Here is a 26,402-nt window from a genome sequence, read left to right as displayed (position 1 = left end):
GTGCTCATCGGGGCGGGGTCCTTTCGGGCGGGGTCAGGCGGCGCGGCGCCCGCGGCGCCACACCTGGTGGGTCAGCGGCATGCCGGGGCGGTAGGCGAGGTGGATCGCGGCGGGGGCGTCGAGCACGTGCAGGTCGGCGCGTGCGCCGACGCCCAGGTGGCCGACGTCGGAGCGCCGCAGGGCGAGGGCCCCGCCGCGGGTCGCGGCGCGGATCGCCTCGGCGAGGCTCAGGTGCATCTGCAGCACGGCGGTCGCGACGCAGAAGCTCATGGCGCTCGTGTACGAGGTGCCGGGGTTGCAGTTGCTCGCGATCGCGACGTGCGCTCCCGCATCGAGCAGGTCCCGGGCGGGCGCGAGCGGGGCGCGCGTGGAGAGATCGCAGGCGGGCAGCACGGTCGCGACCGTCGGCCCCGCATCGACCGCGAGCAGTCCGTCGCGCGCGCCGGGGCCGGCGGGCCGGTCGGCTGGTCCGACGGGCCGGTCGGCGGTCGCGGCGAGGGCCTCGACGTCGGCCGCCTCCAGGTGGTTCAGGTGGTCGACGCTCGCCGCGTGCTCCTCGACGGCGAGCTGCACGCCGCGCTGCGCGCCGGAGAGCTGGTTGCCGTGCACGCGCAGGCCGAGCCCGGCGGCGCGCCCCGCCTCGAGGACGCGCCCGGAGGCGGCGGTGTCGAAGGCGCCGTCCTCGCAGAACACGTCGATCCAGCGCACGCTCCCTCGGACCTGCTCGAGCATCGGCCCGACCACCAGATCCAGGTACTCGGCAGGGCCCGGGCGGCCGTCGGCCCCGTCGTACTCGGAGGGCACCAGGTGCGCCCCCAGGAACGTCGCCTCGTCGAGCGTGCCCTCCGCGACGAGGCGGGCGGCGAGCGCGGCGGCGCGGGCCTCGTCCGCGACCGTGAGGCCGTAGCCGGTCTTCGTCTCCAGGGTCGTGGTGCCGCCCGCGAGGGCCTCGCCGATCCGGCCTCTGACCAGGGACTCCAGGTGGTGATCGTCCGCGGAGCGGGTCGCGTCGGTGGTGACCTGGATGCCGCCGGCGGCGTAGGACTGCCCGGCCATGCGGGCCTCGAACTCGGCGGAGCGGTCGCCGTCGAAGACCAGGTGCGTGTGGGAGTCGACCCAGCCGGGCAGCACGGCGCGCCCCTCGAGGTCGATGCGCTCGTCGGCCGCGGGCGCCTCGGTCGCGGGGCCCGTCCAGGCGATGCGGTCGTCCTCGATGACGAGGGCGGCCTCGCACTGGATCTGCCCGTCGGCCGCGCCGCGCTCCTTCGAGGCGCCGGGCGGCGCGTCCTCGAGCGCGGGGTCCAGGGTCCAGAGCTCGCTGATGCCGGTGAGCAGGGTGGTGGTCATGCGTCCTCCCAGAAGGGTGCGATGGCGTCGCGCAGCAGGGCGCCGACGTCCCCGAGCCGGTGTCGCCCGTCGGAAACGATCGTCTCCCCGTCGCGGATCACCGTGGTGACGTCCGCGGCGCTCGCGGCGAGGAGCACCTGGGCAGGATCGGCGCCGGCCGTGCGCACGGAGTCCAGGCGGATCGTCACCAGGTCGCCGCGGGCGCCGGGCGCGATCCGGCCGGCGTCCTCCCGGCCGAGGCTCTCGTGGCCGGTGGCCAGGGTCAGCAGGTCCTGCGGGGTGAAGCGCCCGCGCTCGTGGGTGGTGAGCCTCTCGTGCATCTCCACGGCGCGCGCCTCCTCGACGAGGTCGACGACGGCGTGCTGGTCGCTGCCCAGCGACAGCCGCACCCCGGCGTCGTGGAGCGCGCGGGCGGGGCCGATGCCGTCGGCCAGGTCCCGCTCGGTCGTGGGGCACAGGCTCACCCAGGAGCGCGCGTCCCCGAGCACGCGCACGTCCTCGTCGGTCAGGTGCGTCGCGTGCACTGCGGTGAGGTCGGGGCCGACGAGGCCCGCCTCGGCGAGCAGCCCCACCGGGGTGAGGCCGTAGCGGGCGAGGGCCGCGCGGTTCTCGGCGGGCTGCTCGCTCACGTGGACGTGCAGCGGGGCGATCGCGGAGCCCGTGTCGCACACCGCGGGGACGAGGGCGGCGGCCTCCCGGAGCTGCGCGAGGGGCACCGCGCGCACCGAGTGCAGGGCGGCGCCCACGCGGAACGCGCCCTCCGCGCGCAGGCCGCTCGCCCGCTGCGCCCAGGCGTCGATGTCGGCGTCGCCGAAGCGCGCCTGCTCCGGGGAGAGCGCGGTGTGGCCGGTCTCGTCGAGGCCGCCCTGCAGGTAGGCGGTGTCCAGCAGGGTCAGGGCGACGCCGGCCTCCGCGGCGGCCTGCTGCAGCGCGCGCCCCATCTCGTTCGGGTCCTCGTACGGGGCGCCGCCGATCTGGTGGTGGACGTAGTGGAACTCGCCCACGGCGGTGACGCCGGCGAGCGCCATCTCCGCATAGGCGGCGCGCGCGAGGGCCAGGTAGTTCTCCGGGTCCAGGCGCGCGGCGACGTGGTACATCCGCTCGCGCCAGGTCCAGAAGGTGCCGCCCGCGTCGTGGGTGCGGCCGCGCAGGGCGCGGTGGAAGGCGTGGCTGTGGGTGTTCGCGAACCCCGGCAGCGTGACCCCGCGCAGGATCTCGTCCCCCGGGCGCGCCTCGGCCCGCTCGACGGCGGCGATGCGCCCGTCCCCGCCGAGGACCACCCGGACGCCGTGCGCCGCCCCGTCCGGCAGGAGCGCGTGCTCGCACCAGACGGAGCGCCCGCCCTGTCCCGCGCTCATGAGGCGAGGTCCCGGACGACGGTCAGGAGCGCCTCGACGCCGGCGTGGCAGTCGGCCGGCTCGGCGAACTCCTCGGGGGTGTGGGAGGCGCCGGTGGGGTTGCGGACGAAGAGCATGGTCGTGGGCACGCCCGCCTGGGCGAGGATGCCCGCGTCGTGGCCGGCGCCCGTGCCGAGCATCGGCGTGTCCGACCCCAGGGCGTCGCGCACCCGCAGGGTGAGCTCGTCGTGGAAGCGCGTGGTCGCGGTCCACGACTCCTCGCGCAGCGCGCCCGGGAACATCGCCGTGAGGTCCTCGATGACGCCCCGCACCAGGGATTCGTGCGGGGAGCGGGCATCGAGCCAGGCCGTCACGTGGGAGGGGATCGCGTTGACGCCGCCGGGCTGCACGCTCACCTTGCCGACGGTCGCGACGCAGCGGTGCTCGCCGTCCCGGCGCTCGGCGGCCTCGCGGGCGGCGAGCGCGAAGCGGGCGGCCTCGAGCATGGCGTCCTCGCGGTCCGCGAGCGCGGTGGTGCCGGCGTGGTCGGCGCGGCCCGTGAAGTCGGCGCGCCAGCGTCCGTGGGGCCAGATGTCGGTGCCGACGGCCACCGCGGAGGTCGCCGGGTCGAGCAGGTCGAGGGCTCTGCCCTGCTCGACGTGCAGCTCGACGAACGAGCCGATCCGGGCGAGCGCCGCGGGATCAGGGCCGATGTCCGCGGTGCGGCCCGCGCTGCGCAGCGCCTCGGCCATGCTGATTCCCTCGGCGTCGGTGAGCCCGAGTGCCCGCTCGGCCGTCATCGCTCCGGTGACCACGCGCGATCCGGCGCAGGCCACGCCGAAGCGCGCGCCCTCCTCGTCGCCGAAGTTCACGACGCCGATCGGCACGCGGGGCCTGAAGCCGCTCGCCTGCAGCGCGCGGACGACGGCGAGCGCGGAGACCACGCCGAGCGGGCCGTCGAAGGCCCCGCCGTCGGGCACGGAGTCCAGGTGCGAGCCGATGACGACGCCCGGGGTCCGGTCGGGATCGCCCCACCAGGCCCACTGGTTCCCCATGCGGTCCTCGGTGAGGTCGAGGCCGAGGGCCGCGCACTCCCCCGCGAACCATTCCCGCAGGGTGTGGTCCTCGCGGGTCCACGCGTACCGGCGGTAGCCGCCGGTCTCGGCGCTGCGTCCGACGGGCAGCAGCTGCGCCCAGCGGGCATCGAAGTCCTGGGCGAGGCTCATCGCCGCACCTCCTCGGCGTCGGCCGCGCCGTCGTCCGCGCCCTCGGGCAGGATCGTGCGCTCCGGCGGACGGCGCGTAGCGCGCCCCCAGACCAGGAAGATCGCCCCGGGGACGACGAGCCCGACGATCCAGCTCACGTCGGCTCCGCCGAGCATCTTCGTGAGCGGGCCCGTGTACATCGACTGGGCGAGGAACGGGATCTGCACGAGGATGCCGATCACGTAGGTGACCAGCGCCGGGACGTCGAACGCCCCGTACCTGCCCTTGGGGTCGTAGAGCGCGGGGATGTCCACGCGCTCCCGGGAGACCAGGTAGAAGTCCACGAGGTTGATGGCGCTCCAGGGCGTGAAGACCATGAGCAGGAGCAGCACGAAGTTCTTGAAGTTGTCGAGGAAGTCCGCGGAGGCGGCCAGGGCGATCACGACGGACAGCGCGAGGAACGTGAACACGAAGACCAGGCGCAGGGCGGGCCGCACCACGCTGCGCCTCGAGAAGCCGGTGACGGTGGTGAGCATCGTCATCGCCCCGCCGTAGGCGTTGAGCGTGTTGATCGTGAGCTTGCCCGAGACGATGACCAGGTAGATCACGAGGGCGATGAGACCGCCCCCGGCGAGCTCGCCGACGAACCCGACCTGGTTGTCCAGGAAGCTCGAGTGCGGGATAGAGGCGAGCAGGGCGCCGATCGTCATCGCCCACATCGACCCCAGCACGGAGCCCGCGAAGGTCGCGGTGAACGTGCGCCGCGCCGGGGTGTCGGCCGGGAGGTAGCGCGAGTAGTCGGCGACGTAGGGGCCGAAGGTCAGCTGCCAGCCGGCGCCGAGGGCGATGGCGAGCAGGAACGGGACCGCGCCGAAGGTGGCGTCGGCCAGCAGGTGCGCCCCGTCGTAGACGGTGAAGATCCGGATGGTGATCCAGGCGAAGCCGAGCATGCCGAGCACGGTCGCGATCCTGCCGAGGCCGTGGATCCAGCGGTAGCCGACGGCCGCGACGACGAAGGTGAGCAGGCCGAAGACCACGATCCCCACCCAGGGGGCGTCGACGTGGAGGATCCGGTTGATCGCCTGCCCGGACAGCACGGTGCCCGTCGAGGCGAAGCCGAGGTACATGAGCACCACGAGCACGAGCGGCAGCGCGGCGCCGATCACCCCGAACTGCGCGCGGCTGGAGATCATCTGCGGCAGCCCGAGCTTGGGGCCCTGCGCGGAGTGCAGGGCCATCACGGCCCCGCCGAACAGGTTGCCCAGGAGCAGGCCGATGATCGCCCATAGCGCGTGGGCGCCGAAGACCACGGCGAGGGCGCCGTCGACCACGGCCGTGATCTGGAGGGTCGCGCCGAACCAGAGGGTGAACTGCTGGGTGACGCCGCCGTGGCGCTCCGAGGAGGGGACGAACTCGATGCTCCGGCGTTCGACGGTGGACGTGGTCGCAGCCATGTCCGCCTCCTCAGATCTTCGCCGGCGCCGCGGTGGCGCCGGCCTTCGCCGAGGCCGCGCGCTGGGCGGCGTCGGGGTCCTCGGCGTCGCGCACCTGCGGCGGCATCGGCACCCGCACGCCGCGCTCGTCGGCGACCTCGGCGGCCCGCGAGTAGCCCGCGTCGACGTGCCGGAGCACGCCCATGGCCGGGTCGTTGGTGAGGAGGCGATCGAGCTTGCGCGCGGCGAGCTCGGTGCCGTCGGCCACCCCGACCTGCCCGGCGTGGATGGAGCGGCCGATGCCGACGCCGCCGCCGTGGTGGATCGACACCCAGGTCGCGCCCGAGGAGGTGGAGGTGAGCGCGTTCAGCAGCGGCCAGTCGGCGATCGCGTCGGACCCGTCGAGCATGCCCTCGGTCTCCCGGTAGGGCGAGGCGACGGAACCCGAGTCCAGGTGGTCGCGGCCGATGACGATCGGGGCCTTCACCTTCCCGTCGCGCACGAGGTCGTTGAAGAGCTTCCCCGCCTTCGCGCGGTCGCCGTAGCCGAGCCAGCAGATGCGGGCGGGCAGGCCCTCGAACTCGACGAACTCGCCCGCGGCGTCGAGCCAGCGGTGCAGGTGCTCGTTCTCGGGGAACAGCTCCTTGAGCGCCGCGTCGGTCACGGCGATGTCCTCGGGGTCGCCGGAGAGCGCGACCCAGCGGAACGGGCCGAGGCCCTCGCAGAACAGGGGACGGATGTACGCGGGGACGAAGCCGGGGAAGGCGAAGGCGCGCTCGCAGCCGGCGCGGCGGGCCTCGTCGCGGATCGAGTTGCCGTAGTCGAAGACCTCGGCGCCCTCGTCGGCGAACTCGACCATGGCCTGCACCTGGCGGCCCATCGACTCGCGGGACTTCTTCGTGAAGCCCTCCGGATCGGCCTCGGCCTCGGCGTGCCAGGTGTCCATGTCGTGCTCGATCGGCAGGTAGGACAGCGGGTCGTGGGCACTGGTCTGGTCGGTGACGACGTCGATCGCGATGTCGCCGGCGCGGTGGCGCGCGAGCAGCGCGGGGAAGACGTCGGCCGCATTGCCGACGATGCCGATGGAGACGGCGCGCCGCTCCTCGCGGGCGGCGTTCGCGCGGGCGATGGCGTCCTCGAGGTCGTCGGCGATCTCGGTGAGATAGCGCTTGGCGACGCGGCGCTCGAGGCGGGTCCGGTCGACGTCGGCGATGAGGCAGACGCCGCCGTTCAGCGTCACGGCCAGCGGCTGGGCGCCTCCCATGCCGCCGCAGCCGCCGGTCAGCGTGATGGTCCCGGCGAGGGATCCGCCGAAGCGCTTGGCGGCGACCGCCGCGAAGGTCTCGAAGGTGCCCTGGAGGATGCCCTGGGTGGCGATGTAGATCCAGGAGCCCGCGGTCATCTGGCCGTACATCATCAGGCCCTCGGCCTCGAGGCGGCGGAACTCGGGCCAGGTCGCCCAGTCCCCCACGAGGTTCGAGTTCGCGATGAGCACGCGCGGGGCCCATTCGTGGGTGCGCAGGATGCCGACGGGCTTGCCGGACTGGACCAGCAGCGTCTCGTCGTCCTCGAGGTCGGCGAGGGAGGCCAGGATCGCGTCGAACGCCTCCCAGGAGCGGGCGGCCCGGCCGGTGCCGCCGTAGACGACGAGGTCGTCGGGCCGCTCGGCGACCTCGGGGTCGAGGTTGTTCTGCAGCATGCGCAGGGGTGCCTCGGTCTGCCAGCTCTTCGCGGTGATCTCGGTGCCGCGGGGGGCGCGGACGGGGCGGGATCCGGGGAGGGTCATCATCGACTCCAGTGCATCGGGGGCGGAAGCTGCGTGACAGCACACCACCGCGCGCGGTCCGGGTCGACCCCCGACCCCTCCTAACGTCCGGTATGCGCGACGGAGGTCGGTTCACCAGGGGTCATAGGACCATCGAAGGGGTGTCATCGTCAGGATCCTGCGCCGCGCGCTCGCGCCGGACGAGCTCCCAGGTGCGCACCATCCGGGGCAGGGCGAGGATCACCAGCCCGCCCGCCATGTTCAGCGGGACCACCCAGGCGCACCACACCAGCCAGTCGGTGTAGGGGATGTCGGCCCCCGCATGCATCGCACCGAAGATCACCGCCGAGCTCAGCGCGCCGTGCAGCATGCCCAGCCCCACCACGAGCAGCCCCGAGATCAGCGCGTTGGCGAGGGTGGCGATGCCCTCGTTGGAGCCCTGGCTCATCCGGGTCACCAGCGTGATCGTGAACCCCGCGAGCAGGGCGAGCGCCACGGTCTCGCGGGTGGGGCCGCTGGACATGTACTCGGTCGCGCTCTTCACGAGGAGATCGTCGAAGCGCGGCAACGCCGCGACGACGAGCCACGCGAAGGCCCAGCCGCCGATGAGGTTCGTCGCCAGGGTGGTCGCCCACAGGCGCAGCAGCTGCCACCAGGTGCCGTGCCGGGCGACGACCGCATGGATGGGCAGCAGGAAGTCTTCGGTGAACAGCTCGGAATGGGCCAGGCGCAGCGCGTACAGGCCGACGCCGAACGCGAGGCCTCCCAGGAGCTTCGATCCGGTCGCGTCGAGCACCGCGAGCATCGCCAGCAGCCCGATCCCGACGTCGATGCCGCCGAACAGCCCGGTGATGATCAGCGCGCGCCAGGTGCGGTTCAGCCGATTGGCGCCCTCCCGGACCGAGTTCACGAAGCCCTCGACCAGCGCGTCCTCGAGCGGCTCGTCGCTCGCGCCCAGACTCCGCCTCTCCTGCGCCTGACCGCGGTCGTGTCCGGCCATCTGCATCTCCGATCCTCGGGAGCGATCCTCGGCGGCGCACGCTACCAGCGGCGACGGCCGCTCAGACGGTCCCGGGCGCCCCGTTCATGCCGCGAGCCACTGGTCGAGCGTGAGGTCGTCGACGATGGTGCCCTCGGAGGAGGGGACGAGCACCCCGCCGGCGAGCCGCCTGCCCAGGTACGGGTACTCCGCGACCAGGCTCGGCGAGCGGCCGGCGACGCTGCCGCGGGCGCCCAGGATCCTGCGCACGAGCTGCGCGGACGTCATCTCCTCCGGCCCGCGCAGGCGGACGATCCGGTTGCGCGGGTCCTCGCCCTCCTCGGGCGCGAGGCGAGCGTTCTGGCCGGGGACGATCTCCGGGACGACGCCGCGACCGGTCGCGATGATCTCCTCGGCGATGTGGTCGGCGGCGCGCTCGGTCGCGAGCGGCGCCATGCGCATCTGCGGCAGCACGGCGACGGGGCCGAGGCTCGCCTGGGCCACCATCTGCTCGCCGAGCTCGAACCACTGCGCGGAGCGGATGATCGTGGTGGGGATCGGCGCCGCCCGGTAGCCGCGCTCCTGCGCGCACTTGCCCCGGTAGTAGCCGAAGCCGAGGGCGGCGCCCGGTTTGGTGACCCCCGCGATCGAGATGCAGACGACGCGTCCCGCGCCGCCCTTCTTCGCCGCCGCGGCGATGTTCTTCGCGCTGCGGGCGAAGAAGCGCACCGCCGGCGTCGCGCGGATCGTGGCGATGTTCGTCGCGTCGACGACCACGTCCGCACCGTCGAGAGCGGCCTCCAGGCCCTCCCCGGTCTCCGTGTTCACGCCGCTCGCGCGGCTGAGTCGTCTCACGTCGTTCCCGGCCGCCTCCAGGCGGTCGGCGACGAGAGATCCGATGGTTCCAGTGGCCCCGAGAACAGCGATGTCCATGGGGCCACTGTAGGGCCGACCGCCCGATCGCGGACTCAGGCTTCGCGTTCGTTCATGTTCGGCTCGGGCGGGGTTCGCGAGCGCGCGGAGGACGGGGCTGCGGGAGGGGCCGAGGGCGATGGCGGAGGGGCGGGCCGAGGGCGCGGTCAGCCGGCGGGCGTCGGGACGGGGCCGTAGGTCCAGGTGCGCGCGGCGGCGCTCGACGGGGCGGCCACGTCGAGATCGGCCTGGGCCTGGACCGCGTACTCGATCCGCGTGTGCTGACGGTCCTCCCGCGCCTGCATGAACTCGAAGGCGCTCGGGACCAGGGCGTACACCTGCCAGTCGGGGTTGGGCTCACCGGTGAAGCTGGGACGCGAGGCCCAGTCGGCCTGGGAGGCCTCGTCGTCGAGCGCGATGACCGTGCCGGTGATGCGCACCTGCCGCCCGGACTCGCGCCAGAAGAAGATCATCGACGCCTTCGCGTCCTGCTCGAGCTGCGCTCCCTTGCGGGACGTGCGGTGGGTCGAGACCTGGTAGGCGCCGTCCTCGATGTCCTTGAGGATCAGGGTGCGGCCGACGGGGAACCCGGCCTCGTCCACGGTCGTGAACGTCATCGCGTGAGGCTGGCGCGCCCCGCTCGCGATCGCCTCCTCGAGCCAGTCGCGGAAGAGCGACTCGGGGTCCTCGGGCACGGAGTCCGGGTCGAGGACGGGCAGGTCGGACGGGAACGCGGGGAGCTTCCGCAGGCGGTCACGCAGCTCAGTCATCGGGGAGGTCGCCTCTCTGCTGGACGATGCCGGATCAGGCGCGGTCCACTGTACGGCGGCGGGTGACCGGGAGGCGGGTGGGCTGGTTGGCAGCCGTATGGGATGGCTGGCAGCCGGGGCTGGTCGACCGGGTAGCCAAGGAAGCCGGTCGGGGAGGTGGAACGGCTTCGATGTCTCTGGGTGAGGTCTCAACGCATATATGGGCGTGAGGTCTCACCCAGAGACATCGAAGCGGGGGATCCGGTGCGCTCAGGCGGCCTCGTCCTCGGCGTGGTCCTCGTGGTCGTGGCCCTCCTCGGAGTGCTCGCCGCCCTCGTCGGCGCCCGGGGAGACCTCGTACTCGCCCGAGGCGGTGCCCGTGGTCACCTGCATCTCGTGGGGGACCTCCGGCAGGTCGATCTCCTGGTAGGCCTTGCCGGTGTCGATGTCGACGAGCGTCAGCTTCTTGTTCTTCGAGTCGGCGACGAAGGCGGTGCCGTCGGCGACCGAGAGCATCGGCCCGGCCTCCTGCCACTGGTCCGGCTCGGTCCACTCCTCGGCGACCTTCGTCTCGTGCAGGACCTTGCCGCTCTCGGGATCGAGGATGTTCAGCTCGCCGTCGGCCGTGAGGACGAGCGCCTCGCCGTCGGGGCCGCGGTCCAGGGAGCGGAACCAGTACTCCGAGCCCAGATCGACGGTATCGAAGGAGCCGTCGCGGGTATCCAGAAGACCCACCTTCGTGGGGCGCTCGATGCCGCCCTCGGGGTCCTCCTCGACCTTGTAGTCGGTGAGGACGATCGGCGAGTCCTCATGGCCCTGCTGGTTGCCCGAGCGCTGGAAGTCCTCGTCCACGTGGATCTTGTGGAACTTTCCGTCCTTGTACATGACGGGCCCGTTCTCGCAGCCCAGGGTGACGATGTCCCCGTGCTCGTCGGGCTTCGCGGCCGCCTCGCCGTGCACGCCCGGGCAGTCCTCGGTCTTCGCCGTGACCTTGCCGTCCGCATCCTCGACGACGACGGTGCGGCGCTCGCCCTCGGTGCCGACGGTGTGCAGCAGCGAGCCGTCGGACAGCGGCACGGCGACGCCGTGGTGCGGGGCGTCGGTCCGGGTCTCGGCGACGGTCTTCAGCTGCCCGTCCGCGAGGGCCGTGGAGTCGAAGACGGTGATCGCGCCGGTGCCGTCGGCGAAGGTCGCGGTCTTCTCGCCGTGGGGGACGACGTGCCCGGGCTCCTCGGCGGGGATCGTGACGTCGGAGAGCAGGGCCGGGTCCTGGGTGTAGTAGTGGAAGTGGTCGCCGTGCGCCTGGGCGATGAGGCCGGTGTCGTACGCGGTGATCGAGGATCCGGCGCTGACCATGACGCTGCGGCCGTCGCCCGAGGGGTTCAGCCGCACGTAGCCCTCGACGGGGGTCTCGTCGATGACCGAGCCGTCCGAGGAGTCGAGCGTGGTCACGCCGCCCTCGTGGGCGAGGACGATGCGCGGGGTGAGCGCGCCGACCTCGGTGCGGTCGGAGGCGGTCTGGGCCGCGGACTTCTTCGAGTCCTCGCCGTCGGAGGCGGCGGATTCCCCGCCACCGGCCCCGCAGCCGGAGAGCGCGAGCATCGAGGCCGAGACGGAGGCGACGAGAAGCCCCCATCGTCGCCGCTTGGTGAGAATGGTTCCTGAGTGAGTCATGCGCAGGACCGTAGCACGTTCTGAGAACGATTCGCATCTGGGTATCGGGGCGGCTTCACCGGGCGGCCCGGACCACCCTTCCGGGGTGTCCGCCCCACAGGTTCACCCCTGCCCGAGCGGCTGGGCGAGCCATGCGGACAGCGCCTCCTCGGTGCGCTGCAGAGCCCTGCGACGGTCGCTGATCTCCGTGAGCCGCTCGTCGAGTCGGGCGCGGGTGACCTCGCAGCAGCGTCGGGGGTCGTCGGCGGCGGCGTCGGCGGGTCCCTCGTCCAGGCAGGGCAGCAGAAGTGCGGCGTCCTTCGCGGAGAAACCGCTGGCGAACAGGGCAGTGATCAGCCGCGCCCGGTCCACGTCGGCGGGCCCGTACCAGCGGTAGCCGCCCGGCGTCCGCGCGGGAGAGAGCAGCCCCGCATCCTCGTAATGGCGCAGTCGATGCGTCGGCACCCCCACCGTCCGCGAGGCCTCCCCGATGCGCATGTCGCACTCCTCCCTCTCTCCGGCCTCTCTCCGGCACGTCCCGCTTGACCTTCAGACCAGTGTGAAGGTCGAGCATCGCAGCATGCAACGCTCGACAGCCTCCACCCCCGCATCCGCGCCCCCTTCCACTCGCGGCCCCTCCGCGCAACTCCCCCGCTCCGTGCTGGTGCTCGCCGCGTCGCTGCTCGTGGTGACCACGAGCGAGTTCCAGGTCGCCGCGATGCTCTCCTCGATGGCCTCCGACTTCGCGGTCCAGGTCTCGACGCTCGGCATGCTCGTGACTGTCTACTCGCTCGGCAGCGCGGTCGGCGGCCCGCTGCTGGCGCGCCTGCTGCACGGCCGAGGGCCGCGCGCGGCGCTCGTCGGCGTTCTCCTCGCCTACGCGGTCACGGAGGCTGCGGCGGGCCTGGTCACGGACCCGGCGCTGCTCTACGCGCTGCGCACCGTGACGGGCGCGCTGTCCGGCGCGACCTTCGGGCTCACGCTCACCACGGGGATGCGCGCCTCGCCCGCGCCGCTGCGCTCGCGGGCCTCGGCCGTGATCCTCGCCGGGCTCATGCTGGGCACTCTGCTGGGCCTGCCGCTCAGCCATGCGCTCGCCGAGATCGCGACCTGGCGCATCTCGTTCCTCGTGCTCGCGGGCGCAGCGGTCGCGACCGCCGTCGCGGTCCTGGCCACCGTGCCCGCTCTCCCGGCCCCCGGTGCCGACGAGGACGACGCGCCGCTCACGGAGGATCGGGGATCGCCCCTGGCCCCGCTGCGCAGCCGCGCCCTGTGGCTGCGTTACCTCAGCAGCTTCCTGAGCATCGGCGGCGCGTTCGCGGCCTTCGCCTTCCTCGAGCCGATCCTCGCGCGAGCCGGCATCACGGGCGGCGGCGCGACAGCGATGATGCTGGGATTCGGCGCCGCAGCGCTCGTGGTGAACCTGGCAGGTGGGCGCGTGGCCGACGACCGACGGGCCCGCCGATGGCTGCTGGCGGGGCTGGGCCTGCAGCTGGCCGCGCTCGCCGCGATCCTGGCGATGCCCGCCGCCCCGGCGGCGGTCGCCGTGGCGACTCTGGGCCTGGGAGCCAGCGGCATGGCGCTGAACCCTCTGCTGGTCACGCGCGTCACCGCGATCGCCCCGCCGGACGTGCTGGTCAACACCGTGCACACCTCGGCGATCACCCTCGGGGTGGCGGCGGCGACCGCGCTGGGCAGCGTCGGGTTCGGCGCGGTGGGCGATCCCGGCGGCGCGGTCGCGGTGGGCGCCGCGCTCACGGTCGCCGCGATCCTCGCGACGACCGTCGCACGGAAGTGACGAGCGTGAACGACGGGGTCCCGGGGCTGTGAGGCGTCAGCGCTCGCCGGCCGCGGGGGTCGGCTCCGACGTCGGCCCGCCCGTGGTCGCCCCGTCAGCAGTCGCCCCGCCCGTGCGGGCGGCCCGGGTGCGCAGCACGGCGAAGGCGATCGCGGTCGCCACCACGATCACCGCGATGCCCACGAGCACCTGGTGGAGGGCCGCCGCGTAGACCGAGGGCGCGCCGGGATGGCCGGCCGCGACGCGGTCGGCACGGGCCGCGTCGGAGGGGAGCTGCCCGGAGATCAGCGCGGCAAGCACGGCCGAGTAGGCGGCGACCGCGACGGCCTCGGCGCCGATCCGCACGAAGTTCAGCAGCCCCGCGGCGCTGCCGCTCGAGGACTCGGGCACCTGGGCGAGCGCCTCCGCGTCGACGAGCCCCAGGGGTAATCCGAACCCGAGCCCGATGAGGACCATCGGTGCGATGACCAGGGCCAGCGGTGCTCCGGGAGCGAGCAGCAGCAGACCCAGGGCGCCCAGTACGAGACAGGCGAAGGATGCGAGCAGCACCGCGGTGCTGCGCAGGCGCGTGCGGGCGAGGAGCGCCCCGACGCCGAGCGGCGAGAGCACCACCGGCGCCGTGGCCAGCAGCATCATCGCCCCGGCCGCGCCCGCGGGCAGCCCGCGCACGGCGCCGAGGGCGTTCGGCAGATAGGTCAGCAGGGTCACGAAGCCCACGGCGCCCGCTACCGGGACCAGCAGCATCGCGGTGAATCCGGGACGCGCGAGCAGGGAGAGATCGAGGATCGGCGGCCGACGGCCGTCAGCTGTCGGGCGCTCGGCGCGCACGCGCGGCACCTTCCCCGACCCGAGCAGCGCGAGCACGAGCATGAGCGCCTGGGCGCCGAAGACCCCGCGCCACCCCAGCAGCTCCACGAGCGCTCCGGAGACGCTGGGGCCGAGCGCGAGCCCCAGACCGTTGGCGGTGCCGAACAGGGCGAAGGCGCGTGCGCGGGCAGCTCCGCTCCAGCCGCCGGAGAGGATCGCCGAGGCGCCGGTGAGCACGGCCGCCGCGCCGATGCCCGCGACCACGCGGGCCGCGTCGAGCAGCAGAAGACTCGGGGCGAGCAGGCTGCCGAGGGCCCCCAGCAGGGCGATGGCGATGCCAGCGCGGAAGGTCCTGTCGTGCCCGACACGGTCGGCGAGCGCGCCCCAGAACAGGGTCATGAGGGCGAAGACGAGGTTGAAGCCGTTGACCACCCCTTGCAGCTGCCAGGGGACCGCTCCGAGCTCGTCGCTGATGGCGGGCAGGGCGACGGCCGTGCCTGCGATCGACATCGGGATGACCAGCTGGGCGAGCAGGATCACGGGCAGGGCGAGGGGGCCGGGACCGCTCCGCAGGCGGCTCGAGGGGTCACTCATGACGCTCCTAGGTTCGATGATATGCGAACCTAGCTGAGCATGGCGCAAGGTTCTATGTCAATCGAACCTCGGGGTGCCCAGACCATGCGCGCCTTGGCGCGCGGATCGACGGAGCCCTCAGTCGCCCTCCGCCGCCACCAGCCCGAGCAGTCCTGGGAAGCGGCTCTCCACGTCGTCGCGGCGCAGCGTCACGCCGCTCATGTTCCCGTGGTCGACCTGGCGGACGATCCCCGCCTCGCGCAGCACCTTGAAGTGGTGCGACCGCGTGGACTTCGAGACCGGCAGACCGAAACTGGTGCACGTGCGCTCCGCGCCATCCTCGCTGCGCACCAGCTCCCGGACCACGTGGCGGCGATGCTCGTCGGCCAGGGCGGCGAGCACATCGGCCAACTGCATCTGCGCGGTCGCGGGGCTGTCGTTCTCCTGGGACATGAGACCTCCTGGATGGTTCGTCGACGATCGTACCTCTCGCGCATCGGCCGGCTCCGAGCCCGCCCGGACGACTGTCCCGAACGCCCCCTTGACCTCCAGCGGACTGGAGCTCCTAGCCTGCCGACATGGACGAGCACGACGCACTGATCGAGCGCATGGCCGAGGACATCGCGGCCGGCCGGCGCCCGCCGCCCACCAGCCAGGAGGTCGAGCAGTACGCGCTCGAGCTCCCGGCCTCGGGCGATCTCGCGATCGGCGAGGCCGCCGCGATGTTCGGGATCCTGCCCACCACCATCCGCTACTACGAGGACGCCGGCCTCCTACGTGTGAGCCGTCGCGAGAACGGCCACCGGGTCTTCGACCGCGCCGCCCTGGGCGACCTGCTGTTCGTGCACGGGATGCGGCTCTCGGGCATGGCGGTCAAGGACATCGCGCGGCTGCGGGAGCTGCTGTCCGACGCTCCCGACGACCCGTGCGGCGCCACTGCGCGAGGGCTCGACGAGGCACCACGCACTGCCGCCCGGGACCTGCTGGAGCATCACGCCGCGCAGGTGCGGCTCCAGATCGCCCGACTGCAGATCGCGCTCGCGGTCGCCGAGCACAAGACCGACCACCTGATCGGAGACGAGAGATGACCACCCTGCCCGAGGACACCACACCCGACCGCCGCGCGAGCGGCGGCACCGAGAGCAGTCCCCTGCCCACCACCCGCATCGGCGCGCTCACGGTGCCGCGTATCGGCCTGGGCTGCATGGGGATGACCATGGCCTACGGTCGGCGCGACCCGGAGCAGGGCGTCGCCACGATCCGCCATGCGCTGGATCGCGGGGTCTCCCTGCTGGACACGGCCGACATGTATGCGAACGGCCGCAACGAGAAACTCGTCGGCCGCGCGATCGCGAGGCGCCGCGAGGACGCCGTGCTCGCCACCAAGGCCGGGATCCTCACGGTGCCGGGCATAGGTCTGCCGCGCGGCCTCAGTGGCCGGCCCGAGCACATCCGCGCACGTGCCGAGCGCTCCCTGAAGAACCTCGGCACCGACCACATCGACCTCTACTACCTGCACCGCGTGGACCCGAAGGTCCCGATCGAGGAGTCGGTGGGGGCGATGGCGCAGCTCGTGGAGCGCGGTCTGGTCCGCGAGATCGGGCTCAGCGAGGCGAGCGCCGCCGATCTGCGCCGAGCGCATGCGACCCATCCGATCGCGGCTCTCGAGACCGAGTGGTCGATCCTCACGCGGGACATCGAGGCCGATGCCCTGCCGGTCGCCCGCGAGCTGGGCGTGACGGTGGTGCCCTACTCCCCCATCAGCCGCGGCATGCTCTCCGGGGACGCCGCCGCGATGCGGCCCGGACTGCTGGACTTCCGGCGCGTCCTGCCGCGCTGGTCGCCGAAGAACCGGGAGCACAACGCCGGGCTCGTCGAGCGGATCCGGGAGATTGCCGAGGCCCACGACGCGACGCCTGCGCAGATCGCGATCGCCTGGGTGCTCGCGCGCGGCGAGGACGTGGTGCCGATCCCCGGCACCAGCAGGCCCCTTCGGATCGACGAGAACCTCGGGGCCCTCGACGTGCGCCTCGGCGCCGAGGACCTCGCGGTGCTCGATGCGCTGCGTGCGGCCGGTGCGCGCTACGGACGCACAGGCGGGGTGTGAGGACGCATGACGAAGATCGATGACTCCTGCCGGGCCGGGCTGAGCTGAGCGGGCGCGGCCGAGCTCGAATGTTTGACGCCCATCGAACCTCCGTCTACGGTCGGACCATGATCACGCGCAGCGACCGGCATCTCCCGACCCCCCTCGGCATGATCGGCGCAGGGAACATCGGTTCGACCGTCGCACGCCTGGCGCGGGGCACCGGGGTCGAGGTGGTGCTGAGCAACAGCCGCGGGCCCGGGAGCCTCGTCGATCTCGCCGCGAGCATCGGCCTGCACGTCAGCGCCGGCACCACGGCACAGGCCGCCGCGAGCGACATCGTCGTGCTCACCGTGCCGCTGCACGCGCTGCCCTCGTTCGATCCCCATCTGCTCGCGGGCCGCATCGTGGTCGACACGATGAACTTCTACCCCGAGCGCGACGGGGCGATCCCCGCGCTCGATGCCGGCGCCACCACCTCCGAGCTCACCGCCGCGCACTTCCCGGACGCCCGCGTGGTCAAGGGACTCAACAACATCGTGCACACCCACCTGCTGGACCTCGCGCGTCCGAGCGGTGCCCCGGACCGCTCGACACTGCCGCTCGCGGGCGACGACGCCGAGGCGAAGGCCGCCGTCATCCGCCTGTTCGACGCGCTCGGCTTTGACGCCCTCGACGCGGGGCCGCTCCGGGAAGGCTGGCGCTTCGAGCGCGGTCGCCCGGCGTACACGCTGCCCTACGCAGCCGACCCCGAGGCGCTCCTCGCGAGCCGCCCGGGCGAGCGACCCGAGGGCACCCGGCCGGTCGGCGCCGAGACACTGCAGCGAGCGCTCGAGAGCGCCTGACCAGCACGGTCAGCACGGTCAGCACGAGAGGACAGACGGCCATGCACCATGTCACCCGACTCCCCGACGGAGCGCACCTGAGCGCCGAGGTGGAGGGGGCCGGCCCGCCGCTGCTGCTTGTACCCGGTCTCGCCTCGGACCACACCGCCTTCGGCACCTTCCTCGGCCACCTCGCCGAGCACTTCACGGTGATAGCGGTCGACCATCGCGGCACCGGCCGCAGCGACGACGCGACCTTCCCGGGGATGATCACGCGTGTCATCGCGGAGGACGCCGCCCACGTGCTCGCCTCCCTCGTGGACCGCCCCGCCCACGTCTACGGGCATTCGATGGGCTCGCGCACGGCCCAGTGGCTCGCGATCGACAGGCCCGACCTCGTCTCGACCCTCACCCTGGGGGCGAGCACGGGCGGGGACCGGCTCGGTGTCCCGCGTCCGGCCGAGGCCACCCGGGCGATGTCCTCGGGAGACCCACGCATGCTGACCGCGCTGGTCTTCGGCGACGGCGGGGTGCCCGACCAGGACGCGGCCGACGCGACGGGGACCCGGGAGACTTCGCGCTCGGCCCTCGAGCACCATCTGGCCGCGAGCACGGCGCACGACGCCTGGGACCACCTGCACGAGATCACCGCCCCCACCCTGCTGCTGCACGGGGTGGCCGATCGGATCACCCCGGTGCAGAACGGCCACCTGCTCGCCGCGGCGATACCCGGCTCGGAACTCCATCTCCTGCCGGGCGCGGGGCACATGTACTACCTCGAGCCCGGGGACCATCTCGAGGCCTTCCGACGGCATGCGGCGAGTGCGTGAGCTGAGCGTCCAGCCCGTCCAGATCAGTCCCCGCCCGCGAGCGCCCGGAGCACCTCCGGCAGTGCCCGGCGCAGCGCGGGGTCGAGCCCGTCGACCACGCGCTCGACCTGCGCATCCGCCTCCCGGTAGAGCTCCCGGAGCTCGTCGAACCGCGCGCTCGAGCCCACGCGCGCGGAGCGCCCGTCGGCCGCGTCCCGCTCGCGCAGGATCCAGCCGGCGGCCTCGAGGCGGGCGAGGATCCCGGTGAGGGTCGCGCGGCGCACGCCGGTGCGCTCGACCAGGTGACCGGGGGTGCAGGGGCCCTCGCGGTCGATCACGTCCAGCAGGTCCAGGTCACGCGGGTTCAGTCCGGCGCGCGCGGCGACCTTGTCGTTGAGGATGCCCAGCTCGATGCGCAGCACGCGGATCGCGTCCCGCAGGTCGTCGGCCGATCCCGGCTTCGGGTTCGAGCGCCGCGGGGCTGCCGGCTCGCGGGTCGAGCGCTCCGGGCCGGGGCCCGCGCCGTCGGTCACCCCGCGGGGCGTCATCGTCGCGGCCGATCGCTCGTCGGCGCCACGGCCTGATGCACGTGGGCGTCGTCGCCGAGCTCGGCGACCATCGCCGCGGCGAGGTCGGGGCGGGTGGTCGTCCCGCGGCTGGGCGCACCGATGTCGACCCGGTAGTCGGAGACGGCGTCGGCATCCACGAGCCGCCCGGGCCTCATGACGGTCCAGGCGATGTCGGGGCTCTCGCGCAGCAGCTCCTCCATGCGGCGCATGTCGGCGTAGAGGGTCCGGCCGATGACGTGGCGCAGCAGCGGCAGGATCGTGCGGTCGGCGATCGGGTGCAGGGGCGGCGGCGGGTAGGTCAGGCCGGAGCTGACCGCCACGAGCCGGCGCCCCCGGCCCGTCGCGCGCAGGGCGTCGACGAGGGTGCGGGTGCCCCGCGAGAAGATCGTGACCTCGTGGCGGGTATAGGCGACGCCGAGCGAGGAGAGCACGGCATCGGCCCCGGTCACCGCCTCCTCGATTCCCTCGCCGGAGAGCGCATCGGCGCGCACCTGGGTGAGTCGGTCGTGCGGTGGCAGCGGCAGCGGCTCGTCGCGCCGGCTGACGGCCCGCACCTCGTGGCCCCCGCGCAGGGCCTCGCGCACGACCCACAGGCCGGTGGGTCCGGCGGCTCCGAGCACTGTCACGTCCATGGTGGCCTCCCCGGTCGCGAGATATTACGGAAACCGTACTACATGGCGGAGAGTGACGCTCACGCGGGCCTCGCAGCGACATCCCCAGGCCGACTCCGGGCCCACGCGGACTAGACTCAAGAGCCCCTGGAGCACGGGGCCGCACCGGTGAGGAGAGCACGATGACCAGCACGTCCTCCGACGCCCTCCCGCCGCCGGCCGCCTCCGCGCCGATGGGCGAGCGCATCCGTCGAGCCTGGCAGGACGAGACCCTGCTGCTGCCGCTGCGCGACGCGAGCCACACCCGGCGCCTGCCCGGCCAGCCCAAGCACTCCCGCCTCGCCGGGCTGGGCGGCGCCGCGCAGGTCGAGCTGCTGGGCACGGGCGAGACGTTCGCGGCCTGGCACCTGTGCGCCGCGAACGGCACGGAACTGCTGGTGCGGATCCCCTGGCACGAGCCCGCCCACCCTCTGGCCGACGAGCTCGCCGCGCTCACGCGGCTTCCGCCCGACGTCGGACCCGAGCCCGTCGCCCTCCACGAGAGCGCCGAGGAGAGCCCGCTCGGGGCCCCCTACCTGGTCACGACACCCGTTCCCGGACGGATCCTCGCCCCCTCGCAGTGGACGCGGTCGCATCTCCTCGCCCATGCGCGGCGCCTCGCCCAGCTGCACCGCACGGCGACGCCCGGGCGCGGCCCCGTCTCGCTCGGCGAGGATCCGTGGGCGCGCATGGAGACGGGGCGGCTCTCGCTGCCGGACCTCTTCGAGTCCGACACCCAGTCCGTAGGGGCGGACGTCCTCGCGGCGATCGGCGGCCCGGGGATCCTGCGCGCCGCCGCCCGCCGACTGCGCAAGACAGATGCCGCCTTCGACGGCCTCGAGGGCTTCGTGCTCAGCCACGGCGACCTGTGCGCGACGAACATCGTGTGGGATGCGGCGCGTCCCGGAGCCGACGGCTCGGCGGAGGCTCTCGACGATCCGACGCGTCCGGAGGCATCGTCCGACTCCCGGTCGGGCCCGGCGGCGCCGCTCCCCCGCTACATCGACTTCGAGTGGGCCATGGGCGACGATCCGGCCCGGGACCTCGCGATCATCGGCGGCGCGGTGCACGGCGGCCCCTGGTACCTGCCGCTCGACGAGGAGGCGATCGACGCGCTCATCAGCGCGTATGTCGCCGCGAGGGAGCAGCTCGCGCGCGAGGGCGGCGAGCATCCGCGCTTCGAGGGGCAGCAGCCCGCGACGCCGGCCACCGCCGTCGGCCCCGCCACTGGCCCCGCTGCCGGCCACGCGGGCCTCCCCGTCGAACCGCTCGACCCCACGGGACTGCGGGTGCGCCGGGACGCGTGGGAGGTCTTCGAGAAGACCGCGATGCTGCTGCACGTCGCGGGACGCGTGACCGAGCGCCGCGCGGCCGACGACCAGTACTCCACGGCGCTGCCCATCCTGCGCAACACCCTCCGCGCGCGCCTCAGCGCCGACTGACCACGCTCGACGCGGCTCGAGCGAGCCCCCTCCACCCCGCATCCACCCCGCGACAGCGTGAGAAGTGCGAAACGGTTGCCAAGATCGATCTTGGCAACCGTTTCGTGCTTCTCACCGGCCGGCCCCGCGGGGACGGCCGCGCTGCGGATCAGATGACGCCGAAGGCGATCATCGCGTCGGCGACCTTGCGGAAGCCGGCGACGTTCGCGCCCACCACGTAGTCGCCGGGGCGGCCGTACTCCTCGGCCGTCTCGAGGCAGGTGCGGTGGATGCCGACCATGATGTCGGTGAGACGGCCCTCGGTGTAGTCGAAGGACCAGGCGTCGCGCGAGGCGTTCTGCTGCATCTCCAGGGCGCTTGTCGCGACGCCGCCGGCGTTCGCGGCCTTGCCCGGGCCGTAGGCGATGCCCGCCTCGCGGAACACCTCGACGGCGTCGGGCGTGCAGGGCATGTTCGCGCCCTCGGAGACCGCCTTGACCCCGTTCTTGACGAGGGTGCGGGCGGCGTCGGCGTCGAGCTCGTTCTGGGTCGCGCTCGGCAGGGCGATGTCCACGGGGACGTCCCACACGCTGCCGCCCTCGACGAAGCGGGAGCGGCCGCCGCGGCGATCGGCGTACTCGGCGATGCGGCCGCGCTCGACCTCCTTGATCTGCTTGAGCAGCTCGAGGTCCAGGCCGTCCTCGTCCACGACGTAGCCGGAGGAGTCCGAGGCGGTCACGGCGATGCCGCCCAGCTGGGCGGTCTTCTCCGCCGCGTAGATCGCGACGTTGCCGGAGCCGGAGATCGCGACCTTGCGGCCGTCGAAGGACTCGCCGCGGGCCTTGAGCATCTCGTCGGCGAAGATGGCCGCGCCGTAGCCGGTGGCCTCCTTGCGCACGAGCGATCCGCCCCAGTCCAGGCCCTTGCCGGTCAGGGTGCCGGCCTCGTACTTGTTGGTCAGGCGCTTGTACTGGCCGAACAGGTAGCCGATCTCGCGGGCGCCCACGCCGATGTCACCCGCGGGGACGTCGGTGTACTCGCCGATGTGGCGGTGCAGCTCGGTCATGAAGGACTGGCAGAAGCGCATGACCTCGCCGTCGGAGCGGCCGTGCGGGTCGAAGTCGGAGCCGCCCTTGCCGCCGCCGATGGGCAGACCGGTCAGGGAGTTCTTGAAGATCTGCTCGAAGCCGAGGAACTTCACGATGCCCACGTTGACCGAGGGGTGGAAGCGCAGTCCGCCCTTGTACGGGCCCAGCGCCGAGTTGTACTCGACGCGGAACCCACGGTTGACCTGGACGGTGCCCTGGTCATCGACCCACGGGACACGGAAGATGATCTGGCGCTCCGGCTCGCACAGGCGGGTGATGATGCCCTGGTCCGTGTACTCGGGGTGGCGGTCCTGGATGACCTCCAGCGACGAGAACACCTCGCGCACGGCCTGGTGGAACTCCGGCTCTCCCGGGTTGCGACGCAGCACGGCGTCGTAGGTCTCCTGCAGGGTCGAATCGAGCATCGCGGTCCTTTCGCTCGGGGCAGGTGAGGGCACACAGGTGTGCCCGGGCCATCAACAGGTGGGGCGCTGGGGGACACACTACGAGTCATGGCGTCTCACGTCACGGGACGATCGTCCTGCGGGACGGGACGAGGGGTCGACGGGCGTCGCGGGGCCGGCCGACGGTCGCGGCGTCGCCCTCTCCACGCCTTCTCCTCGCGCGCGTTCTCGCGACCCCTCGCGGGACCCTCGCGCGCGCGTTCCCGCGGAGCGTACAGTCGTACACATGACCGCTCTTCGACCGGCCCGGGCCGCGGCGCCCCCGGCCCGACTCCGCCGCGCCCGCTGGGCGGTGGCAGCGCTGTTCCTCACCAACGGCGCCCTGCTCGCCAACGTGCTCCCCCGTTACCCCGAGATCAAGCAGTCCCTGGGGCTCGCGAACTCCACGTACGGCCTGGCCATCGCCGCCTTCCCCACCGGAGCGATCCTCGCCGGGCTCGCGGCGGCGCCCGCGATCAGGCACCTCGGATCCGCCCGCGCGGCGACCATCGGCACGGTGCTGACGGCGCTCGCGCTGCTGATGGTCTCCGCCGCACCCTCCGCCGCGATGTTCGCGCTCGCGCTGGGACTCGCGGGCGCGTGCGACGCGATCACCGACGTCGCCCAGAACGCTCACGGGCTGCGCGTGCAGCGCGCCTACCGCCGCTCGATCCTCAACTCGTTCCATGCGGTGTGGTCGATCGGAGCGGTGCTGGGCGGCTCGATGGCTGCCGCCGCGATCGCCCTCCGCGTGCCGCTCGGGATCCACCTGACGGTCTCGGCGGTGCTCTTCGCCGTGATCTCGCTGGTCGCACTCCGCTTCTGCCTGCCCGGGAAGGACGAGGGCGCGCAGGACGCGCAGGCGCCGGACTCCGCGCCGGACTCCATCCCGGAGGCGGGGACCGAGCACGCGGCGCCCGGCACGGCCCCGTCCGGCGCGGGCCCGTCGGCCGCCGCCCGCATCTCCACCCGCACCCTGCTGCTGCTCGCGGCGCTGGTCGTGCTCGCGATCGGCGGGACCGTCGTCGAGGACTCGGGCAACTCGTGGGCCGCACTGTTCCTGGGCCGGGACCTGGGCGCGAGCGCGGCGGTCGCCGCCTACGGGTACATCGCGCTGGTCGGGGCGCAGTTCGTCGGTCGCCTCGTCGGCGACCGCCTGGTCGACCGCTTCGGCCAGCGGACCGTCGCCCGCGCGGGCGGACTCCTCATCGCCATCGGCATGGGGGCAGCCCTCGCGATCGCCACGGTCCCCGCCGTCATCCTCGGCTTCGCCGCGGCAGGCCTGGGCTGCGCGACGCTGGTCCCGGCCGCCATGGGGCACGCCGACGAGCTGCCCGGACTGCGCCACGGCACCGGGCTGACCGTGGTCTCCTGGCTGATGCGCCTCGGCTTCCTCGCCTCGCCGCCGGTGGTGGGGCTGATCGCCGACGCCGCGTCGCTGCGGGTCGGCCTGCTGGTGGTGCCGGTCGCGGGGCTCGCCGTCATCGTCGCGGCGGGAGCGCTGCAGGGCCGACGAGTCTGATCGAGGAACCCGAGCCGGTCTCAGTGCTCGTCGGCCCCGCGCGCGATACGGGCGAGGGCGTCGGCCGCGAGGCCTTCGCTCGCGGGGTCCGCGTGCAGGGCGCGGTGGATCGTGAGCCCCTCGTTCATGGCGTCGAGGATCTGCCCGGTGCGCGGGTCGACGAAGGGCTCGAGGGTCGCGCGGGTGCGCGTCATCCAGGTGGTGGTGATGTCGCGAAACTCGGGCCTGCGTGCGGCGAGCGTGTAGAGCTCGAGGGTGAGGATCAGGTCGCGCTGCGTGGCCAGGACGTCCTCGTCGATGTTCCGGCTGAACTCGGCGAGCGCGTCGTCGAGGTCCTCGGCCGCGGCCATGCGCCGCTCGGCCTTCCGGGCGACGGAGTCGGCGAAGCGCGTGAAGGCCTCGCGGAGCAGTTCGTCCATGCCGCTGAAGTGGTAGGTCATCGAGCCGAGGGGGACATCGGCCGCAGCGGCGACGCGACGGTGCGAGGTGCCCGCCAGCCCGTGTTCGGCGATCACGTCCAGGCACGCGTCGATGATGCGGTCGCGGCGGTCCGGGTCGTATCGGCGTGCACGGGGGCCACGAGCCCCTGACCGACCGGATGCGGGGTCGCCCTGCTCGATCGAGGACGGACTCATCGCGCTCTCAGCCCCGCCCGCCGAGCGCGGCGACGAGGGAGGCGAGAGGGTCCTGGGTGAGCGGGGCCGGGGTCTGCGTCACCCGGTCGAGTCTAGGCCCGCCGACCGCTCCGCCGTTCGTCGACCGCCCCGCCGTTCGTCGACCGCCCCGCCCTCCGGCGCCCGGCCCCGTCGTACCGGACCTCAGACCCCGACGCCCTCGAAGGCGCCGCGGAACCGGGCCGCTGGATGCGAGTCCGGCAGCCGGTCCGCGCCCGAGAGCCGCCCGCGCAGGGTGCCCTCCCGCTGCGGCAGCCGCCCGCGCTCGCGCAGGATCGGCGAGACCAGCTCGGCGAAGTCCCGCACCGTGTCGAAGGAGTGGTACTGGCGCAGGTTGATGCCGTCGATGCCCTCGACGTCGAGCCAGTGCTCGATCGCGTCGGCCACGACCTCGGGCGTCCCGGCCACGAAGAAGCGGTCCTGCCAGGCCTCGTCGACCGCGTCGAGCAGGTCGCCGACGGTCTCGTGCGCCCCCTTGCGGCCGACGGGGGTGTCGGCGGGGAGGCCCTCGATCTCGAGGGCCTCGGCGATGGTGCGCTCGCGCGGGTGGTCGAGCGCACGGATCGGCACGGACTGGTGGACGAGCATGCCCTCGGTCGAGCGGTGCGCCTTGTAGCGGGCGAGCTTCTCGTCGACCTCCTGCTGCGTGGGCGCGGTGATCACGGCCGCCTGGACCACGAACTTCGGGTCGGAGGCGTCGCGCCCGGCGGCCACGGCGGCCTCGCGCACGGCGGGGACCGTGCGCTCGAGAAGCGGGCCGTGGGTGAAGACGATCTCGGCGTGCTCGCCCGCGCGCTTCGCGCCCGCAGGAGACGCCGTCGCGAGGATCAGTGTGGGTGTGCGCTGCGGGGACGGCTCGGCCAGGTGCGGACCGGCGACGCGGAAGTTCGCGCCCTCGTGGTCGATCCGGTGCACCTTCGCGGGGTCCGTGTACACCGCGCCCTCGGCGTCGCGCACCACGGCCCCGTCGTCCCAGGAGCCCTCCCACAGCTTGTAGAGCACCTCGAGGTACTCGTCGGCGATCTCGTAGCGGTGATCGTGCTCGATCTCCTCGGAGAGGCCGAAGTTGCGGGCGGCGTTGGGCAGGTAGGAGGTGACGATGTTCCAGCCCACGCGGCCGCCGGTGAGGTGGTCGAGCGTCGACATGCGGCGCGCGAAGGCGAAGGGCGGCTCGTAGCTCGTGGAGAACGTGATGCCGAAGCCCAGGCGCTCGGTGACCGCGGCCATCGCCGGGACCACGAGCATCGGATCGTTGCTGGGGATCTGCAGCCCCTCGCGCAGCGCGGTCTCGGCCGAGCCGCCGTAGACGTCGTAGGCGCCCTGGACGTCGGCCAGGAAGATCGCGGTGAACCCGCCGTCCTCGGCGATCCGCGCGAGCTCCGTCCAGTAGTCCAGGTCGGTGTACCGGTGGCGGTTGTTCCCAGGCAGGCGCCACAGCCCGTGCGTGATGTGGCCGACGCAGTTCATCTCGAACAGGTTGAGGATGAGCGGTTTGGGCGACATGGACCGTCCTGGGTGATCAGCGGGTGCGGGTGGGGCTCGACGCCCTGCACTCTCCGCCGGCGGGTCGCGCGGGCGCATCCCGTGTGACGGCGCATGACGGCGGATGCCGTCGCCCGCCCGCGCCGGGCACGCAGGAGACGTCCGGCGTCGCAGGCCGTCACAAACCTTTGGTCAGCCATCACCCCTGCTTAGTGTCGGGCGGGTCCGGGACCGATCCCGCGTCACCGTTGCCCGCCCCTCCCCGCCCCGCCCCGC

Annotated in this window: 24 protein-coding genes; 7 read left to right on the top strand and 17 right to left on the bottom strand. The window is 73.3% G+C overall.

Annotation, left to right across the window (positions count from 1 at the left end; genetic code table 11):
- Positions 1-33 precede the first annotated feature (33 nt).
- From MHY49_RS15295 to MHY49_RS15250, 10 genes are all read right to left on the bottom strand, one after another.
- Positions 34-1,347: an amidohydrolase family protein gene (locus tag MHY49_RS15295; RefSeq protein WP_239205538.1), complete on the bottom strand. Its 1,314-nt coding sequence runs from the start codon at positions 1,345-1,347 to the stop codon at positions 34-36.
- Positions 1,344-2,705, bottom strand: coding sequence for a formimidoylglutamate deiminase (locus tag MHY49_RS15290; protein ID WP_239205536.1), 1,362 nt, complete (start codon positions 2,703-2,705; stop codon positions 1,344-1,346). Before MHY49_RS15290 ends, MHY49_RS15295 begins: the two co-directional genes overlap by 4 nt.
- Entirely contained in the window at positions 2,702-3,910 is a 1,209-nt protein-coding gene (locus tag MHY49_RS15285; protein ID WP_239205534.1) for an allantoate amidohydrolase, read from the bottom strand. Before MHY49_RS15285 ends, MHY49_RS15290 begins: the two co-directional genes overlap by 4 nt.
- On the bottom strand, positions 3,907-5,343 hold the full coding sequence (locus MHY49_RS15280) for a cytosine permease (protein WP_239205532.1): 1,437 nt from the start codon (positions 5,341-5,343) through the stop codon (positions 3,907-3,909). Before MHY49_RS15280 ends, MHY49_RS15285 begins: the two co-directional genes overlap by 4 nt.
- A 10-nt stretch (positions 5,344-5,353) precedes the next feature.
- Positions 5,354-7,108: a urocanate hydratase gene (locus MHY49_RS15275; RefSeq protein ID WP_239205544.1), complete on the bottom strand. Its 1,755-nt coding sequence runs from the start codon at positions 7,106-7,108 to the stop codon at positions 5,354-5,356.
- A gap of 121 nt (positions 7,109-7,229) precedes the next feature.
- On the bottom strand, positions 7,230-8,093 hold the full coding sequence (locus MHY49_RS15270; RefSeq protein ID WP_370646184.1) for a formate/nitrite transporter family protein: 864 nt from the start codon (positions 8,091-8,093) through the stop codon (positions 7,230-7,232).
- A gap of 78 nt (positions 8,094-8,171) precedes the next feature.
- Positions 8,172-8,999, bottom strand: a complete 828-nt coding sequence (locus tag MHY49_RS15265; protein WP_239205530.1) for an SDR family oxidoreductase — start codon at positions 8,997-8,999, stop codon at positions 8,172-8,174.
- 146 nt (positions 9,000-9,145) lie between these two features.
- On the bottom strand, positions 9,146-9,748 hold the full coding sequence (locus MHY49_RS15260; protein ID WP_239205528.1) for a pyridoxal 5'-phosphate synthase: 603 nt from the start codon (positions 9,746-9,748) through the stop codon (positions 9,146-9,148).
- Positions 9,749-9,997: 249 nt separating this feature from the next.
- Positions 9,998-11,401 (bottom strand): hypothetical protein, encoded by a 1,404-nt coding sequence (locus MHY49_RS15255; RefSeq protein WP_239205526.1) that lies wholly within the window; start codon positions 11,399-11,401, stop codon positions 9,998-10,000.
- A 102-nt stretch (positions 11,402-11,503) separates the two neighbouring features.
- The gene (locus MHY49_RS15250; protein ID WP_239205524.1) at positions 11,504-11,878 is read right to left on the bottom strand and encodes a MerR family transcriptional regulator; all 375 of its coding nucleotides are present in this window, start codon (positions 11,876-11,878) and stop codon (positions 11,504-11,506) included.
- Positions 11,879-11,960: 82 nt separating this feature from the next.
- Here MHY49_RS15250 and MHY49_RS15245 point away from each other — a divergent pair, with 82 nt between their 5' ends.
- Positions 11,961-13,178, top strand: a complete 1,218-nt coding sequence (locus MHY49_RS15245) for an MFS transporter (RefSeq protein WP_239205522.1) — start codon at positions 11,961-11,963, stop codon at positions 13,176-13,178.
- A 36-nt stretch (positions 13,179-13,214) separates the two neighbouring features.
- Here the strand turns inward: MHY49_RS15245 and MHY49_RS15240 are convergent, their stop codons facing one another.
- Together MHY49_RS15240 and MHY49_RS15235 are read right to left on the bottom strand one after the other, a co-directional pair.
- Positions 13,215-14,579 carry an MFS transporter gene (locus tag MHY49_RS15240; protein WP_239205520.1) on the bottom strand — a complete coding sequence of 455 codons (1,365 nt, stop codon included), beginning with the start codon at positions 14,577-14,579 and terminating at the stop codon, positions 13,215-13,217.
- Between the two features lie 117 nt (positions 14,580-14,696).
- Positions 14,697-15,011, bottom strand: a complete 315-nt coding sequence (locus MHY49_RS15235) for a helix-turn-helix transcriptional regulator (RefSeq protein ID WP_239205518.1) — start codon at positions 15,009-15,011, stop codon at positions 14,697-14,699.
- Positions 15,012-15,136: 125 nt separating this feature from the next.
- On the opposite strand from MHY49_RS15235, the gene MHY49_RS15230 reads away from it, so the two are divergent.
- The 4 genes from MHY49_RS15230 (at position 15,137) to MHY49_RS15215 (ending at position 18,298) form a co-directional block, all read left to right on the top strand.
- Positions 15,137-15,646: a MerR family transcriptional regulator gene (locus MHY49_RS15230; protein WP_239205516.1), complete on the top strand. Its 510-nt coding sequence runs from the start codon at positions 15,137-15,139 to the stop codon at positions 15,644-15,646.
- Positions 15,643-16,665, top strand: coding sequence for an aldo/keto reductase (locus MHY49_RS15225; RefSeq protein ID WP_370646183.1), 1,023 nt, complete (start codon positions 15,643-15,645; stop codon positions 16,663-16,665). Before MHY49_RS15230 ends, MHY49_RS15225 begins: the two co-directional genes overlap by 4 nt.
- Before the next feature lie 107 nt (positions 16,666-16,772).
- Positions 16,773-17,489: an NADPH-dependent F420 reductase gene (locus tag MHY49_RS15220; RefSeq protein ID WP_239205514.1), complete on the top strand. Its 717-nt coding sequence runs from the start codon at positions 16,773-16,775 to the stop codon at positions 17,487-17,489.
- Positions 17,490-17,530: 41 nt separating this feature from the next.
- Entirely contained in the window at positions 17,531-18,298 is a 768-nt protein-coding gene (locus tag MHY49_RS15215) for an alpha/beta fold hydrolase (RefSeq protein ID WP_239205512.1), read from the top strand.
- Between the two features lie 23 nt (positions 18,299-18,321).
- Here MHY49_RS15215 and MHY49_RS15210 read toward each other — a convergent pair whose 3' ends face one another.
- Positions 18,322-18,810 carry a MarR family transcriptional regulator gene (locus MHY49_RS15210; RefSeq protein WP_239205510.1) on the bottom strand — a complete coding sequence of 163 codons (489 nt, stop codon included), beginning with the start codon at positions 18,808-18,810 and terminating at the stop codon, positions 18,322-18,324.
- An 11-nt stretch (positions 18,811-18,821) separates the two neighbouring features.
- Positions 18,822-19,478, bottom strand: coding sequence for an NAD(P)-dependent oxidoreductase (locus MHY49_RS15205; protein WP_239205508.1), 657 nt, complete (start codon positions 19,476-19,478; stop codon positions 18,822-18,824).
- A gap of 161 nt (positions 19,479-19,639) precedes the next feature.
- Between MHY49_RS15205 and MHY49_RS15200 the strand changes: the two genes are divergently transcribed.
- Positions 19,640-20,938 carry a phosphotransferase family protein gene (locus MHY49_RS15200; RefSeq protein WP_239205506.1) on the top strand — a complete coding sequence of 433 codons (1,299 nt, stop codon included), beginning with the start codon at positions 19,640-19,642 and terminating at the stop codon, positions 20,936-20,938.
- Between the two features lie 148 nt (positions 20,939-21,086).
- Here MHY49_RS15200 and gdhA read toward each other — a convergent pair whose 3' ends face one another.
- Positions 21,087-22,430: an NADP-specific glutamate dehydrogenase gene (gene gdhA / locus MHY49_RS15195; protein ID WP_152353880.1), complete on the bottom strand. Its 1,344-nt coding sequence runs from the start codon at positions 22,428-22,430 to the stop codon at positions 21,087-21,089.
- 37 nt (positions 22,431-22,467) lie between these two features.
- Here gdhA and MHY49_RS15190 point away from each other — a divergent pair, with 37 nt between their 5' ends.
- Entirely contained in the window at positions 22,468-23,970 is a 1,503-nt protein-coding gene (locus tag MHY49_RS15190) for an MFS transporter (RefSeq protein ID WP_370646182.1), read from the top strand.
- Between the two features lie 20 nt (positions 23,971-23,990).
- Here the strand turns inward: MHY49_RS15190 and MHY49_RS15185 are convergent, their stop codons facing one another.
- Together MHY49_RS15185 and MHY49_RS15180 are read right to left on the bottom strand one after the other, a co-directional pair.
- Positions 23,991-24,605, bottom strand: coding sequence for a TetR/AcrR family transcriptional regulator (locus MHY49_RS15185; protein ID WP_239205502.1), 615 nt, complete (start codon positions 24,603-24,605; stop codon positions 23,991-23,993).
- A gap of 183 nt (positions 24,606-24,788) precedes the next feature.
- Positions 24,789-26,147, bottom strand: coding sequence for an NtaA/DmoA family FMN-dependent monooxygenase (locus tag MHY49_RS15180; protein ID WP_239205500.1), 1,359 nt, complete (start codon positions 26,145-26,147; stop codon positions 24,789-24,791).
- Positions 26,148-26,402 lie beyond the last annotated feature (255 nt).

It is taken from the genome of Brachybacterium sp. ACRRE (genome assembly GCF_022346485.1).
GTDB classification, from domain to species: Bacteria; Actinomycetota; Actinomycetes; order Actinomycetales; family Dermabacteraceae; genus Brachybacterium; species Brachybacterium halotolerans.
Note: the sequence above shows the minus strand (reverse complement) of the source record. Positions and strands in the feature narration are given on the sequence as shown.

Coding starts and splice junctions, on each gene's coding strand:
- MHY49_RS15295 (WP_239205538.1), bottom strand. CDS start 1,347: ATGACCACCACCCTGCTCACCGGCATCAGCGAGCTCTGGACCCTGGAC.
- MHY49_RS15290 (WP_239205536.1), bottom strand. CDS start 2,705: ATGAGCGCGGGACAGGGCGGGCGCTCCGTCTGGTGCGAGCACGCGCTC.
- MHY49_RS15285 (WP_239205534.1), bottom strand. CDS start 3,910: ATGAGCCTCGCCCAGGACTTCGATGCCCGCTGGGCGCAGCTGCTGCCC.
- MHY49_RS15280 (WP_239205532.1), bottom strand. CDS start 5,343: ATGGCTGCGACCACGTCCACCGTCGAACGCCGGAGCATCGAGTTCGTC.
- MHY49_RS15275 (WP_239205544.1), bottom strand. CDS start 7,108: ATGACCCTCCCCGGATCCCGCCCCGTCCGCGCCCCCCGCGGCACCGAG.
- MHY49_RS15270 (WP_370646184.1), bottom strand. CDS start 8,093: ATGCAGATGGCCGGACACGACCGCGGTCAGGCGCAGGAGAGGCGGAGT.
- MHY49_RS15265 (WP_239205530.1), bottom strand. CDS start 8,999: ATGGACATCGCTGTTCTCGGGGCCACTGGAACCATCGGATCTCTCGTC.
- MHY49_RS15260 (WP_239205528.1), bottom strand. CDS start 9,748: ATGACTGAGCTGCGTGACCGCCTGCGGAAGCTCCCCGCGTTCCCGTCC.
- MHY49_RS15255 (WP_239205526.1), bottom strand. CDS start 11,401: ATGACTCACTCAGGAACCATTCTCACCAAGCGGCGACGATGGGGGCTT.
- MHY49_RS15250 (WP_239205524.1), bottom strand. CDS start 11,878: ATGCGCATCGGGGAGGCCTCGCGGACGGTGGGGGTGCCGACGCATCGA.
- MHY49_RS15245 (WP_239205522.1), top strand. CDS start 11,961: ATGCAACGCTCGACAGCCTCCACCCCCGCATCCGCGCCCCCTTCCACT.
- MHY49_RS15240 (WP_239205520.1), bottom strand. CDS start 14,579: ATGAGTGACCCCTCGAGCCGCCTGCGGAGCGGTCCCGGCCCCCTCGCC.
- MHY49_RS15235 (WP_239205518.1), bottom strand. CDS start 15,011: ATGTCCCAGGAGAACGACAGCCCCGCGACCGCGCAGATGCAGTTGGCC.
- MHY49_RS15230 (WP_239205516.1), top strand. CDS start 15,137: ATGGACGAGCACGACGCACTGATCGAGCGCATGGCCGAGGACATCGCG.
- MHY49_RS15225 (WP_370646183.1), top strand. CDS start 15,643: ATGACCACCCTGCCCGAGGACACCACACCCGACCGCCGCGCGAGCGGC.
- MHY49_RS15220 (WP_239205514.1), top strand. CDS start 16,773: ATGATCACGCGCAGCGACCGGCATCTCCCGACCCCCCTCGGCATGATC.
- MHY49_RS15215 (WP_239205512.1), top strand. CDS start 17,531: ATGCACCATGTCACCCGACTCCCCGACGGAGCGCACCTGAGCGCCGAG.
- MHY49_RS15205 (WP_239205508.1), bottom strand. CDS start 19,478: ATGGACGTGACAGTGCTCGGAGCCGCCGGACCCACCGGCCTGTGGGTC.
- MHY49_RS15200 (WP_239205506.1), top strand. CDS start 19,640: ATGACCAGCACGTCCTCCGACGCCCTCCCGCCGCCGGCCGCCTCCGCG.
- gdhA (WP_152353880.1), bottom strand. CDS start 22,430: ATGCTCGATTCGACCCTGCAGGAGACCTACGACGCCGTGCTGCGTCGC.
- MHY49_RS15185 (WP_239205502.1), bottom strand. CDS start 24,605: ATGAGTCCGTCCTCGATCGAGCAGGGCGACCCCGCATCCGGTCGGTCA.
- MHY49_RS15180 (WP_239205500.1), bottom strand. CDS start 26,147: ATGTCGCCCAAACCGCTCATCCTCAACCTGTTCGAGATGAACTGCGTC.